Here is a 15104-nt window from a genome sequence, read left to right as displayed (position 1 = left end):
CGATTCGTCGCCGCAACCCCAGGCAAAGAGCTGGGGTCAGACCCGGCGGGTCCGACCCCTGTCCTTGTCTTTGGGGAAAGGATACCTGTCAAGACATCGGCTTTACTACATGGAATCCACGCACATGCAGCTTCTCCCCAAACTGCTGGTTCTCGCCTGCCTGTTGCTATCCTCGCTGGCGCAGGCCGCCATCGCTCCAGAATTGCTCAAGCCGCTGGCCGGCGACGACCCCGACGCCAGGGTTGCCGCCGTGGCGCAGATCGCCGCGCTGGCCACCCCCGAGGCCGCCAAAGTGCTGCAGGCGTTGCAGGACGACACTTTATACGCCGCGCCCGATGGCAAGGTGTACCTCGTCGACGGCGAGCAGGCGGTTGACCCGGCAAGCGGCCGGAGCGTGCCGCTGCCGGAAGGCAGCGAAGGCGTCATGGTCAACAACCGCTTGCGCTCGGCCGTGGCGGGTGCCTTGTCGGGCTTGCAGTTGCTGGCGCCGGAGCGCAGCGCCCGCCTGGCCGCCGCGCAGGCGCTGCTGCAATCCGTGGATCCGGCGCAGCTTCCCCTGATCCACAAGGCGCTGGCGCGGGAAAGCGATGGCGAGATCCAGCAGATATTGCAGGTGCTGATCGCCAGCGCCAACCTGCATGCGCCAGACGCCGCCACGCGCAAGCAGGCCGTGCAGGCCCTGGCGGGCAGCAGCGATGCGCGCTTGCTGCCCGTGCTGCAAGCCATGCTCGAGAAGGGAGGCGAGCCCGACGAAGCCGTGCAGCTGGCCGCCATCGAGACCATGCGCCAGATCAAGGGGCGGGTGGCACGCATGGAATTCGCCGGCAATGTGTTCTACGGCATCTCGCTGGGCAGCGTGCTGCTGCTGGCCGCGCTGGGGCTGGCCATCACCTTCGGCTTGATGGGCATCATCAACATGGCGCACGGCGAATTGCTGATGATAGGCGCATACACGACCTATTTATGCCAGCTGTTCTTCCGCACCTATCTGCCTGGCCTGCAGGATGCGTATCTGCTGGCGGCGCTGCCGGCCGCTTTTCTCGTCGCGGGACTGGTGGGCGTGGCGCTCGAGCGCACGGTCATCCGCTGGCTGTACGGGCGGCCGCTGGAAACCCTGCTGGCCACCTGGGGCATCAGCCTGATCCTCATGCAGACGGTGCGTACGATCTTCGGCGCGCAAAACGTGGAAGTGGCCAATCCCGCCTGGATGTCGGGCGGCGTGACGGTGCTGGGCGGCCTCGTGCTGCCGTACAACCGGCTGGCCATCATCGTCTTCGCCGTCCTTGTCGTGGTGGCCGTGTGGCTGATCCTCAACAAGACACGGCTGGGCCTGTTCGTGCGGGCCGTCACGCAAAACCGCCGCATGGCCGATTGCGTGGGCGTGGCCACGGGCAAGGTCGACATGCTGACTTTCGGCCTCGGCTCCGGCATTGCCGGGCTCGGTGGCGTGGCCCTGTCGCAGCTGGGCAACGTGGGGCCGGACCTGGGCCAAAGCTACATCGTCGATTCCTTCATGGTGGTGGTGCTCGGCGGCGTGGGCCAGCTGGCCGGTACCGTGATCGCCGCGCTGGGCCTGGGCGAAGTGAACAAATTCCTCGAACCGGTGGCGGGCGCCGTGCTGGCGAAGATCGCCATTTTGGTATTCATCATCATTTTCATCCAGCGCCGGCCGCAGGGCCTGTTTGCCATGAAGGGACGCAGCGTCGAATGATTACCTCTTATCCGATAAAGCAGGGCCTGTTCACGCGGCCCGCCTGGCTGGCGATTGTCGCCTGCGCGCTGCTGGCGGCAATGTTGCCGATCTTTAATCTGGCGTTTGCCGAAGGCCATGCCTTGCATGTGTCCGCCTACACGGTGGCGCTGGTGGGCAAGTTCATGTGCTACGCGCTGGCCGCGCTGGCGCTGGACCTCGTCTGGGGCTACACGGGCATTTTGTCGCTGGGCCACGGCGTGTTCTTTGCCTTGGGCGCGTATGCGCACGGCATGTATCTGATGCGCGCCATCGGCGACCAGGGCCAGTACCGCAGCAGCCTGCCCGATTTCATGGTCTTTCTCGACTGGAAAACCTACCCGTGGTACTGGGCCTTCACGGAACATTTCTGGTACTGCATGGCCCTCGTCGTGCTGGTGCCGGGCGTGCTGGCGTTTGTCTTTGGTTACTTTGCATTCCGCTCGCGCATCAAGGGCGTGTATTTTTCCATCATCACGCAGGCGATGACGTATGCCTTCATGCTCTTGTTTTTCCGCAATGACACCGGCTTTGGCGGCAACAACGGTTTCACGGATTTCAAGACCATCCTCGGCCATAGCATCACGGCGCCCGCCACCCGTGCCGTGCTGTTCCTGCTGACCCTGGCCTTCCTGCTGGCGGCCTTGATCGGCGCGCGTGCCATCGTCCGCTCGAAACTGGGCAGGGTGCTGCAGGGCGTGCGCGACAGCGAGGCGCGCTTGATGTTCCTCGGCTACAACCCGCTGTGGTTCAAGCTGTTCGTCTGGACCTTGTCGGCCGTGCTGTGCGGCATCGCCGGCGCCCTGTACGTGCCGCAAGTGGGCATCATCAACCCGTCCGAAATGTCGCCGGCGAACTCCATCGAGATGGTCGTGTGGGTGGCCGTCGGTGGGCGCGGCACACTGATCGGTCCGATTCTGGGTGCTTTCACCGTCAACGGCTTGAAAAGCTGGTTCACGGCCGCCTTGCCGGAACTGTGGCTGTTCGCGCTGGGCTTGCTGTTCATCGTCGTCACCCTGTTCATGCAGCAAGGCATGCTCGGTGTGTTGAACAAGCTCAAACGCAGGAAAACGGCCGTCGTGGTCGAGGAGGCCGCATGAGCATCCGCATGGTGCCCGGCATGGCCAGCGCGGAAACGGGCGCCAGCTATTCGCGCGTGAAAGGCGAGGGCGTCGATACGACGCATGGCGCGATTTTGTATCTGGAAGACATCAGGGTGTCGTTCGACGGTTTCAAGGCCATCAACAAGCTCAGTCTCGATATTTCTGTGGGTGAATTGCGCTGCATCATCGGTCCGAATGGCGCGGGCAAGACGACGATGATGGATGTGATCACGGGCAAGACCCGGCCTACGTCCGGCACGGCCTGGTTTGGCCAGACCATGAATCTGGCCACGATGACGGAAGCGCAAATCGCCCATGCGGGTATCGGCCGCAAGTTCCAGCGCCCCACCGTGTTCGAGCAGCACACGGTGTTCGATAACCTGGAACTGGCGATGAAGATGGACAAGCGCGTGGCGCCCACCCTGTTTGCGCGCCTGACGTCCGAGCAGGCAGGCAAGATCGAAGCGATTTTGCGCTTGATACGCCTCAACGGCCAGGAAGCGCGGCCGGCCGGCTTGCTGTCGCACGGGCAAAAGCAGTGGCTGGAAATCGGCATGCTGCTGATGCAGGAACCGCAGCTGATTTTGCTCGACGAACCGGTGGCCGGCATGTCGGATGCGGAAACGGCGCGTACGGCCGAATTGCTCAATGAATTGCGCGGCAAGCATTCGATCATGGTGGTCGAACACGACATGGGTTTTGTGACGGAAATTGCCCAGCAAGGCATCGTTACCGTGCTGCATGAGGGTTCCGTGCTGGCGCAGGGCCGCATGGACGAAGTGCAAGCCGACGAGCGCGTCATCGAAGTCTATCTGGGAAGGTGAACACATATGCTGGAAGTCGAGCAATTGAATCAATACTATGGCTCCTCGCACACCTTGCGCGGCATCAACCTGTCGGCACGCAAGGGCGAGTGCCTGGCCTTGCTGGGCAGGAACGGCGTGGGCAAGACGACCTTGCTCAAATGTCTGATGGGCGTGCTGCCCGTGGCGCAGGGCAAAGTGGTGTTCCAGGGACGCGACATCACGAAGCTGACGCCGCATGCGCGGGCCAAGCTGGGCATCGCTTACGTGCCGCAGGGGCGCGACATCTTTGCGCGCCTGACGGTCGAGGAAAACTTGCTGATGGGCATGGCGGTGAAGCGGGGCAAACAAGCGTCGCGCATCGATCCCCACGTGTATGAACTGTTTCCAGTGCTCAAAGAGATGCTGCAGCGGCGCGGCGGAGATTTATCTGGCGGGCAACAGCAGCAGCTGGCCATCGCCCGCGCCCTGCTGGCCGAGCCGCAGCTGATTATCTTCGACGAGCCGACGGAAGGCATCCAGCCCTCCGTCATCAAGGATATCGGCCGCGTGATCAGCCTGTTGAAACAGCGCGGCGACATGGCCATCGTGCTGTGCGAACAGTATTTCGATTTTGCCCGCGAACTGGCCGACGAATTCATCGTCCTGTCGCGCGGCAGTGTCGTCGCCAGCGGCAAGGCGGAACAGATGGATGGCGAGGACGTGAAGCGGCATCTGGCCGTGTAAGGTCAGACGAGCTGGAACCAGCCCAGCACGGCACCGGCCGCCAGCAGCCACAGCAAATGGATCTTCGTGCGCCAGATGATGAGGCCGGTGACGATGGACAGGCTCCACAGGGGCCAGTCCGTGCGGATGTCATGGTTGGCGCCGCCCAGTATCATGCCCGTGGAAATCAGGAGGGCGACGACGATGGGCGCCATGCCTTGCTTGAAGGCGCGCACGGGGCGCAGGTCGCGGTTGCGGTAGCCCCATTGGGCCGCCACGTAGGTGAGGGTGGTGCTGGGCAGCATGATGCCCACCATGGTGATGAACACGCCCAGGTAGGCGGCAGTGTAGCTGCCCGCATTCATGCCCACGTTCCAGCCCATCAGGGCGACGAACAGCACGTTCGGACCGGGCGCGGCCTGGGCGATGGCGATCGACTCGTTGAATTGCGCCTGCGTCAGCCAGCCATGCTGTTCGACAAGGAAACGGTGCATTTCGGAGGTGGTGGAAATGGCGCCGCCGATCGACATCAGCGACAGCATCAGGTAGTGGCCGAACAGGTTCAGCCAGTCGCCCGCGCTCAACACCAGTTGCAAGGGCGGATTCATGGTGACAGCTTTCGATAGGTGAGCAGGCAGCCGATGCCGCCCAGGCCCAGCAGGACGTACAGCAGGGGCCAGCGGAAGATCGCCACCATCAGCACACCGAGCACGGTGATGGACAAGGTCAGCCACAGGGGCAGCGGATGCTTGGCCAGCGCGGTCGCCAGTTTCACGCCTGTGGCGGCGATCATGCCGGCCGAGACGGCCGCCATGCCGCGCAAGGCGCCCGCCATTTGCGGATTATCGCCAAAGCGCGTGTACAGCACGCCCAGCACGAGCACGATGACGAGGGGCGCGGCAAGCATGCCGGCCAGCGCCGTCAGCGCGCCCTTCAAGCCGAAATAGCGCCCGCCCACCATCAGGGACAAGTTGACGACATTCGGCCCGGGCATGATTTGCGCGACGGCCCAGTCTTCGAGGAATTCCTCCTGCGTCAGCCAGCGCTTGCGTTCGACCATCTCGCGCTGGATCACGGCCAGCACGCCGCCAAAGCCTTGCAGGGCCAGCCAGGTGAACGAGAAGAACAGGTCGGCAAGCGAAGCTGGTTGCGGACGGGGCAGGTCGGGCGGAAGCGTGGAAGGTGCGGGCATGGCTGATTATCGCCGTGCCTGCTTAGCCTTGTCCATGCTTATGTCCATACATAATTGCTGGCGCGGCTTACAACACCTAACAAAACCGTAGCGAGCGGAAGGAAGGCTCGGCGCCCCCGTTGGCTTGAGAAGCGCAACTGTACGAAGTACGGGGCCGCCGAGGCAGTGAGCATCGCAGACCGCAAATTACGACGCGCAGTAGGTTTTGAGAGGTGTTCTCAGCCCCCGCCGATGCCGGCGATGACTACGCCCGTGCCGCCGCACATGGGGCAGGGCTGGCCATCGGCCCTGGCGCCCCGTCCCTGGCAATGCGTGCAGACGTTTTCACCGGTGCCGGGGGTGCCGGGAGGGGCGATGTCGCCGGGATTTTTGGCCGGTTCGGGTGTTGTATTCATGTCGTGTCTCCTCGTCCATGCAGTGTCAACGCCGCGTGATGGCAGCCAATCCATACTAGGCCGGCGACAGGCGCTGCGTTTGATCTGCATTAGGCGTGCGGCCTTGTGTATCAGAAAAAAACTGCATGGGAATAACTGCCTGGCATTGACATCGCGCGTTTTTCGGCAATACTTTCGCTGTCACTCTTCCACGCTGCCATCCCGGCGCCGTTCTCCGCCGCCATGTCCCGCCATGTCTACCTTCCGCAGGAGTCATTCATCATGCTGAGTTCCCAAGAAACATTGCACATGCCCGTCAAACCCGTGGCGCCGCATGCCCGCGTCGATCAGAAGATGTGCGATATCGTCAATCTGGGCATCGCCGTGCAGGCAGCCTTCAGCACCTTGTGCGCGCTGGAATACCTGAAGTCATACAATGTCGCCCCCGAGCTGATCGAGCGCGTGCTGCTGCATCCGGAGCAGCGCCGCCAGACTGTGCATTGAGTATCCGCATGGCAACTGTGTTGCCGGCAGCGTTAGCCCGGTGTTGTCGGATTGATCATTACGGCTCAGTTATGCACAAATGATGGGTTAACGAAATTGGCGAAATAATTTTCCTGTGATTATGTGTGAGTTTCCAAGTGCTTGATTTTAATGGATTTTATTTTTGCTGTTTGATTGAGCAGTTTATTGAAAGCCGCACGGGCTGTGGCTTTGAGGGCTGTCAATAGGCCCTTATCCACAAAGATATCCACAGTCCGTGTGGATATCTGAAAAAGCGCTTAACAATCCGCCACTTAGGAAATTGGGGCCGCCCGGCACATGCGATGGGCCGGCAAGATGGGCCAAAATGGGGCATGCCACAAGCCTGTATGCCTATCCAGTGCTCTTGTTTTATGACTGAAAGTAGCGGCCGTGTTCAGGGCGTGCCGCCGGCCGGCGCCGCTGGCGTGTTGCCGCATTGGGCCAGGGCTGCGGCCAGTTCGGCGACTTGCTGCTCCGCTTCGCGCAAGGTGGCGTAGGTGCGCAGCGAGGCGATCACGGTGGTAAACAACTTGCGCGTGGTCAGGTCGGTCTTGCACCAGAAATCGTTGATGTCGTAGTCGATGATGATGCGGTGCTCGAGCGCCTGGCCGGGCTGGCCCGTGCGCAGGATGATGCGCACGGCGCTGTTGTGCAGATCTTCGCGGATCTGGCGTGCCACTTGCAGCCCGGCATCCTGGGTTTCCATGATCACATCGAGCAGCACCACGGCGATATCGGATGTGCTGCGCAGCAAGGCCAGCGCCTCGGCGCCCGAATAGGCGTGCAAAAAGCTCAGCCTGCGTCCCTGGAAGCTGGCCTGGCTGAGGGCGAACTTGGTCACCACGTGCACGTCGACATCGTCATCGACGATCAGCACGCGCCATGGCGCCGCGGTGGCAGGCTCTGCCGCCGCGTTTGCCCGTTCCAGCGGTTCGTCAACCAGCCAGTCCGGTTCGTCCGCCCCCTTGGCGGCGCTATCGCTATCCATGTTCATGCGTTTATCCACCGTTGATCGTGCTCGCTACTCCACACTATGCCAGTCTACGGGGTTTGTCAAAACAATGCTGTTCAAGCAAGACGGCCTGGCGCCAGGATTGCTTATGCACAGCAAAATATATTTTCATGGTGATGAAGTAACTTTGCTCCAGCGCAAATTCGTGATTGCAAGTCATTGATTTCATTGGGGTAAAAAAATGCCTGTGAAATCAGCAAATTGTTGAAACCCGCATCAATACTGGTGTTGCGGCTTGTCAAGAGGGGCTTATCAACAACTTTATCCACAGTTGCTGTGGATATCTAAAAAAGCCGTGCAAAAACCGGGGCTTGGGGCCCGTTCGTGAGGCAGGGCCGCAGCATTCATGCGGCAAGTCCAAGCCCGCTCAGCTGGGCAAAGGCATGAAGGAAGCGCTGCTTGGCTTCGGCCGGACCCATGGCTTCGATTATACCGGGCAAGGGGGCGATGCCGTCAAGGTAAGCCCAGCGTTCGGCCGAGTGCGGCATCAGGTCGCGCTTTTCCGTGGCCAACGCGATCAGGTCGGCCCGCTTGATGGGTGCGTAATCGGAAAAATCCAGCCCATACGTGGCGGCGATGATGGCGCTGACCTTGTCTTCCAGCACGGCAAATTCCGGCAGCAACACTTTCAAGGGTTTCACCATGTCGCCCAGATAGGCTTCGGCCGCGTCGTGCAGCAGGGCTGCCAGGCGCAAATGGGGCGGCACCAGTTCGGCGACGATCAGGCTGTGCTGGGCGACCGAGTAAAACACCTGCGTCTGTCCATTGAAGCGGCACTGGTAAGCGAGGCCGTGGGCGATGTCCTCGATGGCGACCTTGTCGATATGCGGGCGCAAGGGATAAAAACGGTTGCCGGAATAAGTGGAAACGTAGTCGGTGGTAATCATTGCCATGGCATGGTGCTCGGAACGCTCAAGAGGCTTCATCGTACACCCGATGGCATGCGCTTGCCCCGGCTGCCGTGCGCAAGCCCAAGCTATGCATCTTGGCAAATCCTTTAATTTATTTCATATCATGCAATGCTCTTTCTGAAATACACTGTAGCAATCTTGTTTGTCTGAAACTTTAATTGGGGGCAGGGCAATGACGGCGATACCTTTGGCAAGACCTTCGTATATCTATCAGGGCGGTTCGGTGATGATGCACTCGCCGCTGCAACTGAAACAGTCGGAAATGTACGGCTATTTCGTCAAGGGCGACCTGGCCAAGCTGCAGGCCACCGTGAACACCACCCTGAACCAGGTGGCGGGCAGCAAGATGACGCTGAAAGCCCTGTCGCCGTATGTGATGCTGACGTTTACACGCGTCAATCATGCGGACTCCGCCAACCCCGTCGACCAGGCCAAGGGCTGGATCACGGAAGTCGATATCGTCACCTGGATCATGGTGGGACAGATGGATGACGCGGGCAAGCTTGCGCATATCTATTGGTACCCATGCCATATTTTCGTCGATGACGCGATGGCCCTGATCAACGGGCGCGAGCTGTTCGGCTATCCGAAATATCTGTGCGACTACGAAATTCCCGCCGCCGGCAGCGAGCCCCTGCGCTGTTCCGTGGCCGCCAAAGGTTTCCAGCATTTTTCGCCGGAAACGAAACTGGCGCTGCACCCGCTGCTGGAAGTCAACGCCACCGTGCAGACGGGGCCGCACAAGCCAGTCAACAGTTTCCTGGAACTCATCGAGCAGGCGTTCCAGATTTTCCTCTCCATTCCTGATTTCTTCGACATGGACCAGGCCGGCTGGGCCGATATTCTGTCCTTGCTGCGCAGCCCGCGCATCGACCAGATTTTCCTCAAGCAATTCCCCGACAGCGCGGGCGTGAAAGCCGTGTACCAGGCCCTGGTCGCCGCGCCGGCCGAGATCAACCGCCTGCACAGCGCGCGCCTGCTCGGTTATGAATACGAATGCACCCTGCACGCGTTTGACAGCTTCCCGCTGAACCAGACCCTGGGCTTGCAGCTGGGACCGCAAACGGCGATTTTACCGTTCAATGTGAATTTCGATTTCACGGCCATGCCGGGCGAGGAGCTGGTCGACAATTCCCGCATCGCGCCGGAAAAGATCGCCATCCTCGGCGGCGGCGTGGCGGCCATGACCACCGCGTATTACTTGACGAACCAGCCGGGCTGGCAGAACCGGCACACGATCACCGTCTACCAGCTGGGCTGGCGCCTGGGCGGCAAGGGCGCCAGCGGGCGCAATGCGCAAGCGGGCCAGCGCATCGAGGAGCACGGCCTGCACATCTGGTTCGGCTTCTACGCGAACGCCTTCAAGATGATCAAGGAAGCATATGCGAGCCTGGAGCGTCCGCCCGGCGCGCCGCTGGCCACCTGGCGCGACGCTTTCAAACAGCACGATTACGTGGCCCTGTCGGAAGACGTCAGGGGACAGTGGCGCAACTGGTCCATCGTCTTTCCCACCTTGCCGGGCGAGCCGGGCGAGGGCGGCGAAGACATCACGCTGTGGCAGATGGCCATCGCCATGGTGGGCTGGATCGAGCAGTGGATACGCCAGATCCGGCAAGTGGCGGACGCCGACGCGCGCATCGTGCGCGCCAGCGCGTCGCAAGGCGAGGGCGTGTGGCCGGGCTGGCTGCGCCGCCTGGCCGATGAAGTGGTGGGGCAGGCCGATGAACTGGGCCTCGACGTGGGCTTGTCCGTCGGCGCGCTGGTGGCATTGGTGGCCGACCTGGCGCCCGATTCCACGCGCCACGACCCGGCCCGCCACCAGCTGCTGGCCAGCACCCTGAACGGCATCCGCGCGTGGCTGCGCCTGCGCTACCGCGCCCTGATCGACGGCGACGACGAATTGCGCCGCCTGTTCACCTGCCTGGACCTGGGCATCACGGTCATGAAAGGCATGTTCGAGGATGGCGTGTTCAAGAACGGCTTTGACGTCATCAACGACATCGATTTCCGCGCCTGGCTGCGCAAGCATGGCGGCGACGAGCGGTTCAGCGTCAATTCGGCGCCCGTGCGCGGTTTTTACGATCTGGTGTTCGCCTACGAGGGGGGCGATTTTTCCAAGCCGAACATCGAGGCGGGGACGCTCTTGCGCTCGATGGCGCGCATCGGCCTGGCCTACAAGGGGGGCATCATGTTCAAGATGCAGGCCGGCATGGGCGACACCATCTTTACGCCGATGTACGAAGTGCTGCGCAAGCGCGGTGTGGAATTCAGGTTCTTCCAGCGCGTGGAAGAACTGGTGCCGGGCGCGGGCGACATCGACAGCATCCGCATCACGCAGCAGGTGCAATTGAAGGACCCCGCCGCCGGCTACGCGCCGCTGGTGGACGTCAAGGGCCTGGCCTGCTGGCCTAGCGCGCCCGATTACGCGCAAATCGAACCGGCCCAGGCGGCGCTGCTGCAGGCGCAGGAAGTCAACCTGGAATCGTACTGGAGCGCCTGGCCGCAGCAGTACCAGCAGGCGTTCGGCCGCGCGCTGCCCGCCACGGTATTGAAGAAGGGCGTCGATTTCGACAAGGTGGTGTTCGGCATTTCCATCGGTTCGCTGCAGGCCCTGTGTCCGCAGCTGCTGGCGCAAAGCCCGGCCCTGCAGCTGGCGGCCGACAAGGTGAAAACCGTCGCCACGCAGGCTTACCAGGTGTGGCTCAACAAGAATCTGGCGCAGATGGGCTGGACCACGCAGCCGAAAGGCCAGCAGCCGGTGCTGTCGGCCTTTACGGAGCCGTACGACACGTGGGCGCCGATGGACCAGCTCCTGGCGCATGAGGATTGGCCGCTCGGGCTGGAGCCGAAAAACGTCTCGTACTTTTGCAGCGCCTTCCCCGTCGACAGCTACCCGCCCGTCACCGACACGGATTTTCCCGCCCGCTGCGCGGCCAAGGCGAAGCAGGGCGCGCTGCACCAGCTCGAGCGCGAGATCGGCGCGCTGTGGTCCGAGGCGGGCGCGCCGGGCGCGTTTCCGTGGCAATGGCTGGTCGATGCGAAGGAGAGTGCGGGACCGGCGCGCTTCGACAGCCAGTATTGGCGCGCCAACGTCGACCCGTCCGAGCGCTACGTGATGTCGGTGGTGGGCAGCACGCAGTACCGGCTGGCCACCGACCAGTCAGGGTTCAGCAACCTGTTCCTCACGGGCGACTGGATCAGGACGGGCCTCAACGCGGGCTGCGTCGAGGCGGCCGTGATGGCGGGCATGCAGACGTCGCGCGCCATGACGGGCTATCCGGCCGTGATCCAGGGCGAGACGGATTTCTAGGCATGCGGCGCCTGGCGCTGTTCTGTCTAGTCCTGCTCCACCTGCACGCGGGCGCGGCGCCGTCCGGCGCGATTGTGCTGTGGCCCGGCGCGCCGCCCGGTGGCGCGGCGCCGGGGCCGCAGCGCGACAGCGTCCAGGGCTCCATCACGCAGGTCGAGCAACCGTATCTGATCGCGCACCGCGACACGACGCATGCGAAAAAAGAGCTGCTGGGCGCCCATCCCGCGCAGGCGGCGCGCGACGCGCTATCGGTGGAGTTGCACGTCGATGCGCGCACGCCGCCCACCTTCATCGGCAGGCGCTCGATGACCCGATTTCACCGCCCGAAAACAGTACAGTGATGGCTGCCGCCCAGCGCCGCGCGGGCGTGCCCGTCGAGCTGCACCAGTTCCAGAGCGGAGGGCATGGCTGGGGCCTGGGCAAGCGGGGCAGCGAACCGGCCGCGTGGCCGCAGCTGTTGCTGGCGTGGCTGCAAGCGCAGAGCTGGACGCCTCAAGCGCCCGGCTGATTTTCCAGATCCCGCCGCGCCACGTCCAGCGCCGTCCGCAGCTGCGGCAGGAACTGTTCCACGTTATCGAGCTGGCCGTTCGAGGCCAGGGTTTCCATCTGGTGGCACAGGCCGTGCAGGGTGGGACGGCTCAGGTAGCCGGCGCTGCCTTTCAGGGCGTGGAAGGCGGCCGCGGCCGCGCTGGCGTTGCCGTCGCGCACGGCGTGGCAGGCCAGGTCCAGGCGCCGCGGCGCTTCCGTCAGGAACGCTTGCGCGATGCGCTGCAAGTGCTGCTGCGACAGGCCTGCCAGCGGCAGGATGTGCACGGGTGCCGTCATGGGATCGGCCGGCGCGGGCGGCTCGTCGTCGGCGGCGTCCAGGCCGAACTGGCGCGCCAGGGTATCGTCTTCGGTGGGTACGGCAGGCGGCAGCGCGTGGCCGCGCGCCAGCAGCAAGTCGATGATGGCGTCGATTTTTTCAAACAGCAGCGCTTCGTCGACGGGTTTGCTGAGGAAGTCGTCCATGCCGCAAGCCAGGTAGCGCTGCCGGTCATGTTCGCTGGCGTTGGCCGTCAGTGCCAGGATGGGAATCTGCGCGTCGGCAATGGGGAATTGCGCGCTGCCGCCGTCGCGTATCAGGCGCGCGGCCTGTTCGCCATCCATCTCCGGCATGCGGCCATCCATCAGCACGCAATCGTAGGCGCCAGAGCCCAGCGCGCGCAGCGCCTGCTCGCCGTTTTCCACGATGGTCACCTCATGCCCCATGCCTTCCAGCAGGGTGCCGATGATGATCTGGTTGGTGCGCACGTCTTCGGCGCACAGGATGCGCAGACGGCAGGCATGGCGCGCGTGGCGTGCCGGCCGGCGCGCGTCGGCCGCCGGCGCGCTGCCGTCTTCCAGCGGCAAGGTGAAATGGAAGCGCGAGCCGATGCCGACACGGCTTTCCACGCCGATCGTGCCTTTCATCAGTTCGACCAGCTCCTTGCAGATGGCCAGGCCCAGGCCCGTGCCGCCATAGCGGCGCGTGGTGGAATGGTCGGCCTGCTCGAATTTCTGGAACAAACGCGGCAAGGTGTCCGCGTCGATGCCGGGACCCGTATCGCTGATGATGAATTCGATCTCGCTGCGGCCATCGTGGCGCGGCGGCCTGCGGGCGCGCCGCACTTCCAGCAGCACTTCGCCATTGGCCGTGAATTTCAGCGCGTTCCCCAGCAGGTTGATGAGGATTTGCCGCAGGCGCGTGGGGTCGGCGCGCACGTAGCGCGGCAGGTCCAGCGCCAGTTCGCGGCGCAGCAGCAGGCTCTTGGCGTCGGCCTGGCCCTGCACGATCCCGGCCGCGTCGCCGATCAGCGCCAGCAGGTCGAAGTCCACGGTTTCCAGGGTCAGCTTGCCCGCGTCGATCTTCGAGAAATCGAGGATGTCGTTGAGGATGGTCAAGAGCGACACGCCATTGTGCAAGCCGATGCGCAGGTATTCCTGCGTGCGCCCGCGCACGGATTGGTCGCGCAGCGCGAATTTCAGCATGCCGATCACGCCGGCCAGCGGCGTGCGGATGTCGTGGCTCATGGCCGACAGAAAATCGATGCGGTGGCGGCTGACCACTTCCGCATGCTCCTTGGCCTTCAGCAGGGCGTCGTTGCTGAGGGTGAGCGCCAGCGTGCGTTCCTGCACGCGCTGTTCCAGGTTGTTGCGCAGCAATCGGATCTGGTCGGCCAGGGCAAAGGCCAGCAGCAAGCCGTCGAGCGTGCCGCCGAGCAGGGTCACCAGCTGGGCGTTGGCCACCATGGCCGGCATCAGGCCCAGGTTGGCCGGCAAGATCAGAAAGCCGGGCAGCATCAGGGCGACAAAGGCCAGCACGAAGAAGCGCGCCGGCTGGTAGCCGCGGCGCCAGACGACGATGCCGCAGATGAGCGCCAGCAGCATCCAGATGCTGATGGCGATGGTGGCCAGGGTGTGCGCATACGACAGGGCGAAAAAGCAGCTCGGCAGCAGTAGCAAGGGCAGTACCAGGTTGATCTTGCTGATGCTATGCAGACGGGGCGAGTAGTCGCGCAGGCGCAGGAAATGCATGTAGAACAGGGTGCTGAAGACGGGCAGCAGGAAAAACGGCACGTAGTGGAGCTGCAGCATATGCCAGTCGAACAGGTCGGCAAAGACGTGGAAAGTCATGGCCCAGGCCAGGCCATACGTCAGCACGTACAGCGTGTAATAGGCCGAGGCTTTTTCCAGGGTGATGGAAAAAATGAAAAAATTGAACAGTCCCAGCGCCAGCAGGGCGCCGATGGACGCCACCATCAGGAAGTTTTCCTTGCCCACCAGCTTGCGGTAATCGCGCTGCGTCTTCACGCCGAACATGGGCGCGCGCGCGTAATACGGGCTGGAAAAGCGGATCAGGATGTCATACGTGGCACCCGGCGCCAGCCGCACGTTCCCGCCGTAGTGCAACAAATACTCGTGCGGGCGCTGGTAGCCCGTCAGCAAGGTCTGCGGTGCCGTGTGCTGCCCGGGGCCATACACGTGCACGTCCACCAGGTCGATCAGGGTGTCGTTCGGGTCGATGACCCAGGCGGTTTCAGCGCTGTCGTTGCGCACCTGCGCATGCAGCCAGTAGGCGCCGCCGAACAGGTCGACCTGGTCGGCCGGACGCTGGCGCGCCAGCCAGGCGGGCAGGGCGGCGGCATCGGCAGGCGCGGCTTCATTGTCGGCGAGAAATAGTTGACCACCCATGCCCAGGTGATGGATGCCTTGCTTGCCCAGGGGTAATGGATCTGCCTGCGCCGCGCCCGCCAAGCCCAGCAAGCCGAACAGCAGACTGAACAGAAGCAGCCAGCCGCATAGCCAGGCGCTGACGCGGTAGCTGGAAGCGCGGTGGCAGGGAGGGAGCGGGTGGGCTGGCATCGATGGGCTTGGTGATGGTCGCGCGAAAATGGCGGCAACGCCGTTTGCTGTGGAGT

General features: G+C 63.2%; 14 protein-coding genes. 8 read left to right on the top strand and 6 right to left on the bottom strand.

Annotation, left to right across the window (positions count from 1 at the left end; genetic code table 11):
* Nucleotides 1-124 precede the first annotated feature (124 nt).
* Genes urtB through urtE form a run of 4 tightly spaced genes read left to right on the top strand, consistent with a single transcriptional unit; the run spans nucleotide 125 to nucleotide 4361 of the window.
* Entirely contained in the window at nucleotides 125-1711 is a 1587-nt protein-coding gene (urtB, locus tag IGS55_RS15200; RefSeq protein WP_230516337.1) for an urea ABC transporter permease subunit UrtB, read from the top strand.
* Nucleotides 1708-2829, top strand: coding sequence for an urea ABC transporter permease subunit UrtC (gene urtC / locus IGS55_RS15195; protein WP_230516336.1), 1122 nt, complete (start codon nucleotides 1708-1710; stop codon nucleotides 2827-2829). Before urtB ends, urtC begins: the two co-directional genes overlap by 4 nt.
* A gap of 8 nt (nucleotides 2830-2837) precedes the next feature.
* Nucleotides 2838-3656 (top strand): urea ABC transporter ATP-binding protein UrtD, encoded by an 819-nt coding sequence (gene urtD / locus IGS55_RS15190; RefSeq protein ID WP_442908170.1) that lies wholly within the window; start codon nucleotides 2838-2840, stop codon nucleotides 3654-3656.
* A gap of 6 nt (nucleotides 3657-3662) precedes the next feature.
* Nucleotides 3663-4361 (top strand): urea ABC transporter ATP-binding subunit UrtE, encoded by a 699-nt coding sequence (gene urtE / locus IGS55_RS15185; protein ID WP_072452947.1) that lies wholly within the window; start codon nucleotides 3663-3665, stop codon nucleotides 4359-4361.
* Between the two features lie 2 nt (nucleotides 4362-4363).
* On the opposite strand, the gene IGS55_RS15180 is transcribed toward urtE, so the two are convergent.
* From IGS55_RS15180 to IGS55_RS15170, 3 genes are all read right to left on the bottom strand, one after another.
* Nucleotides 4364-4948, bottom strand: coding sequence for a chromate transporter (locus IGS55_RS15180; RefSeq protein ID WP_034756756.1), 585 nt, complete (start codon nucleotides 4946-4948; stop codon nucleotides 4364-4366).
* Complete coding sequence (locus IGS55_RS15175; RefSeq protein ID WP_230516335.1) at nucleotides 4945-5532, bottom strand: chromate transporter; 588 nt, start codon at nucleotides 5530-5532, stop codon at nucleotides 4945-4947. The genes IGS55_RS15180 and IGS55_RS15175 overlap by 4 nt, the downstream gene beginning before the upstream one ends.
* Before the next feature lie 218 nt (nucleotides 5533-5750).
* Nucleotides 5751-5927 (bottom strand): hypothetical protein, encoded by a 177-nt coding sequence (locus IGS55_RS15170; protein WP_175444610.1) that lies wholly within the window; start codon nucleotides 5925-5927, stop codon nucleotides 5751-5753.
* 261 nt (nucleotides 5928-6188) lie between these two features.
* Between IGS55_RS15170 and IGS55_RS15165 the strand changes: the two genes are divergently transcribed.
* Nucleotides 6189-6410, top strand: a complete 222-nt coding sequence (locus IGS55_RS15165) for a hypothetical protein (RefSeq protein WP_230516334.1) — start codon at nucleotides 6189-6191, stop codon at nucleotides 6408-6410.
* Between the two features lie 415 nt (nucleotides 6411-6825).
* Here the strand turns inward: IGS55_RS15165 and IGS55_RS15160 are convergent, their stop codons facing one another.
* Both IGS55_RS15160 and IGS55_RS15155 read right to left on the bottom strand, forming a co-directional pair.
* Entirely contained in the window at nucleotides 6826-7425 is a 600-nt protein-coding gene (locus IGS55_RS15160; RefSeq protein ID WP_223278778.1) for a response regulator, read from the bottom strand.
* Nucleotides 7426-7787: 362 nt separating this feature from the next.
* A complete protein-coding gene (locus IGS55_RS15155) occupies nucleotides 7788-8336 on the bottom strand; it encodes a phosphohydrolase (RefSeq protein ID WP_166448106.1) in 549 nt (182 codons plus the stop codon).
* Between the two features lie 244 nt (nucleotides 8337-8580).
* Between IGS55_RS15155 and IGS55_RS15150 the strand changes: the two genes are divergently transcribed.
* Genes IGS55_RS15150 through IGS55_RS28040 form a run of 3 tightly spaced genes read left to right on the top strand, consistent with a single transcriptional unit; the run spans nucleotide 8581 to nucleotide 12172 of the window.
* Nucleotides 8581-11664, top strand: a complete 3084-nt coding sequence (locus IGS55_RS15150) for an NAD(P)-binding protein (RefSeq protein ID WP_442908169.1) — start codon at nucleotides 8581-8583, stop codon at nucleotides 11662-11664.
* Nucleotides 11665-11666: 2 nt separating this feature from the next.
* The gene (locus IGS55_RS28045) at nucleotides 11667-12005 is read left to right on the top strand and encodes a hypothetical protein (RefSeq protein ID WP_442908164.1); all 339 of its coding nucleotides are present in this window, start codon (nucleotides 11667-11669) and stop codon (nucleotides 12003-12005) included.
* Nucleotides 12005-12172: a hypothetical protein gene (locus IGS55_RS28040; protein WP_442908163.1), complete on the top strand. Its 168-nt coding sequence runs from the start codon at nucleotides 12005-12007 to the stop codon at nucleotides 12170-12172. Before IGS55_RS28045 ends, IGS55_RS28040 begins: the two co-directional genes overlap by 1 nt.
* On the opposite strand, the gene IGS55_RS15140 is transcribed toward IGS55_RS28040, so the two are convergent.
* Entirely contained in the window at nucleotides 12157-15048 is a 2892-nt protein-coding gene (locus IGS55_RS15140) for a hybrid sensor histidine kinase/response regulator (protein WP_230516332.1), read from the bottom strand. The genes IGS55_RS28040 and IGS55_RS15140 overlap by 16 nt on opposite strands.
* Nucleotides 15049-15104 lie beyond the last annotated feature (56 nt).

The organism is Janthinobacterium sp. EB271-G4-3-2 (assembly GCF_020858035.1).
GTDB lineage: Bacteria > Pseudomonadota > Gammaproteobacteria > Burkholderiales > Burkholderiaceae_D > Janthinobacterium > Janthinobacterium aestuarii.
Note: the sequence above shows the minus strand (reverse complement) of the source record. Positions and strands in the feature narration are given on the sequence as shown.

What these genes read in the sequence shown, in the direction of transcription:
- urtD (WP_442908170.1), top strand. Translation starts at nt 2,838, where the DNA reads ATGGTGCCCGGCATGGCCAGCGCGGAAACGGGCGCCAGCTATTCGCGC.
- IGS55_RS15165 (WP_230516334.1), top strand. Translation starts at nt 6,189, where the DNA reads ATGCTGAGTTCCCAAGAAACATTGCACATGCCCGTCAAACCCGTGGCG.
- IGS55_RS15160 (WP_223278778.1), bottom strand. Translation starts at nt 7,425, where the DNA reads ATGAACATGGATAGCGATAGCGCCGCCAAGGGGGCGGACGAACCGGAC.
- urtB (WP_230516337.1), top strand. Translation starts at nt 125, where the DNA reads ATGCAGCTTCTCCCCAAACTGCTGGTTCTCGCCTGCCTGTTGCTATCC.
- IGS55_RS15155 (WP_166448106.1), bottom strand. Translation starts at nt 8,336, where the DNA reads ATGGCAATGATTACCACCGACTACGTTTCCACTTATTCCGGCAACCGT.
- urtE (WP_072452947.1), top strand. Translation starts at nt 3,663, where the DNA reads ATGCTGGAAGTCGAGCAATTGAATCAATACTATGGCTCCTCGCACACC.
- IGS55_RS15150 (WP_442908169.1), top strand. Translation starts at nt 8,581, where the DNA reads ATGATGCACTCGCCGCTGCAACTGAAACAGTCGGAAATGTACGGCTAT.
- urtC (WP_230516336.1), top strand. Translation starts at nt 1,708, where the DNA reads ATGATTACCTCTTATCCGATAAAGCAGGGCCTGTTCACGCGGCCCGCC.
- IGS55_RS15170 (WP_175444610.1), bottom strand. Translation starts at nt 5,927, where the DNA reads ATGAATACAACACCCGAACCGGCCAAAAATCCCGGCGACATCGCCCCT.
- IGS55_RS28045 (WP_442908164.1), top strand. Translation starts at nt 11,667, where the DNA reads ATGCGGCGCCTGGCGCTGTTCTGTCTAGTCCTGCTCCACCTGCACGCG.
- IGS55_RS15140 (WP_230516332.1), bottom strand. Translation starts at nt 15,048, where the DNA reads ATGCCAGCCCACCCGCTCCCTCCCTGCCACCGCGCTTCCAGCTACCGC.
- IGS55_RS28040 (WP_442908163.1), top strand. Translation starts at nt 12,005, where the DNA reads ATGGCTGCCGCCCAGCGCCGCGCGGGCGTGCCCGTCGAGCTGCACCAG.
- IGS55_RS15180 (WP_034756756.1), bottom strand. Translation starts at nt 4,948, where the DNA reads ATGAATCCGCCCTTGCAACTGGTGTTGAGCGCGGGCGACTGGCTGAAC.
- IGS55_RS15175 (WP_230516335.1), bottom strand. Translation starts at nt 5,532, where the DNA reads ATGCCCGCACCTTCCACGCTTCCGCCCGACCTGCCCCGTCCGCAACCA.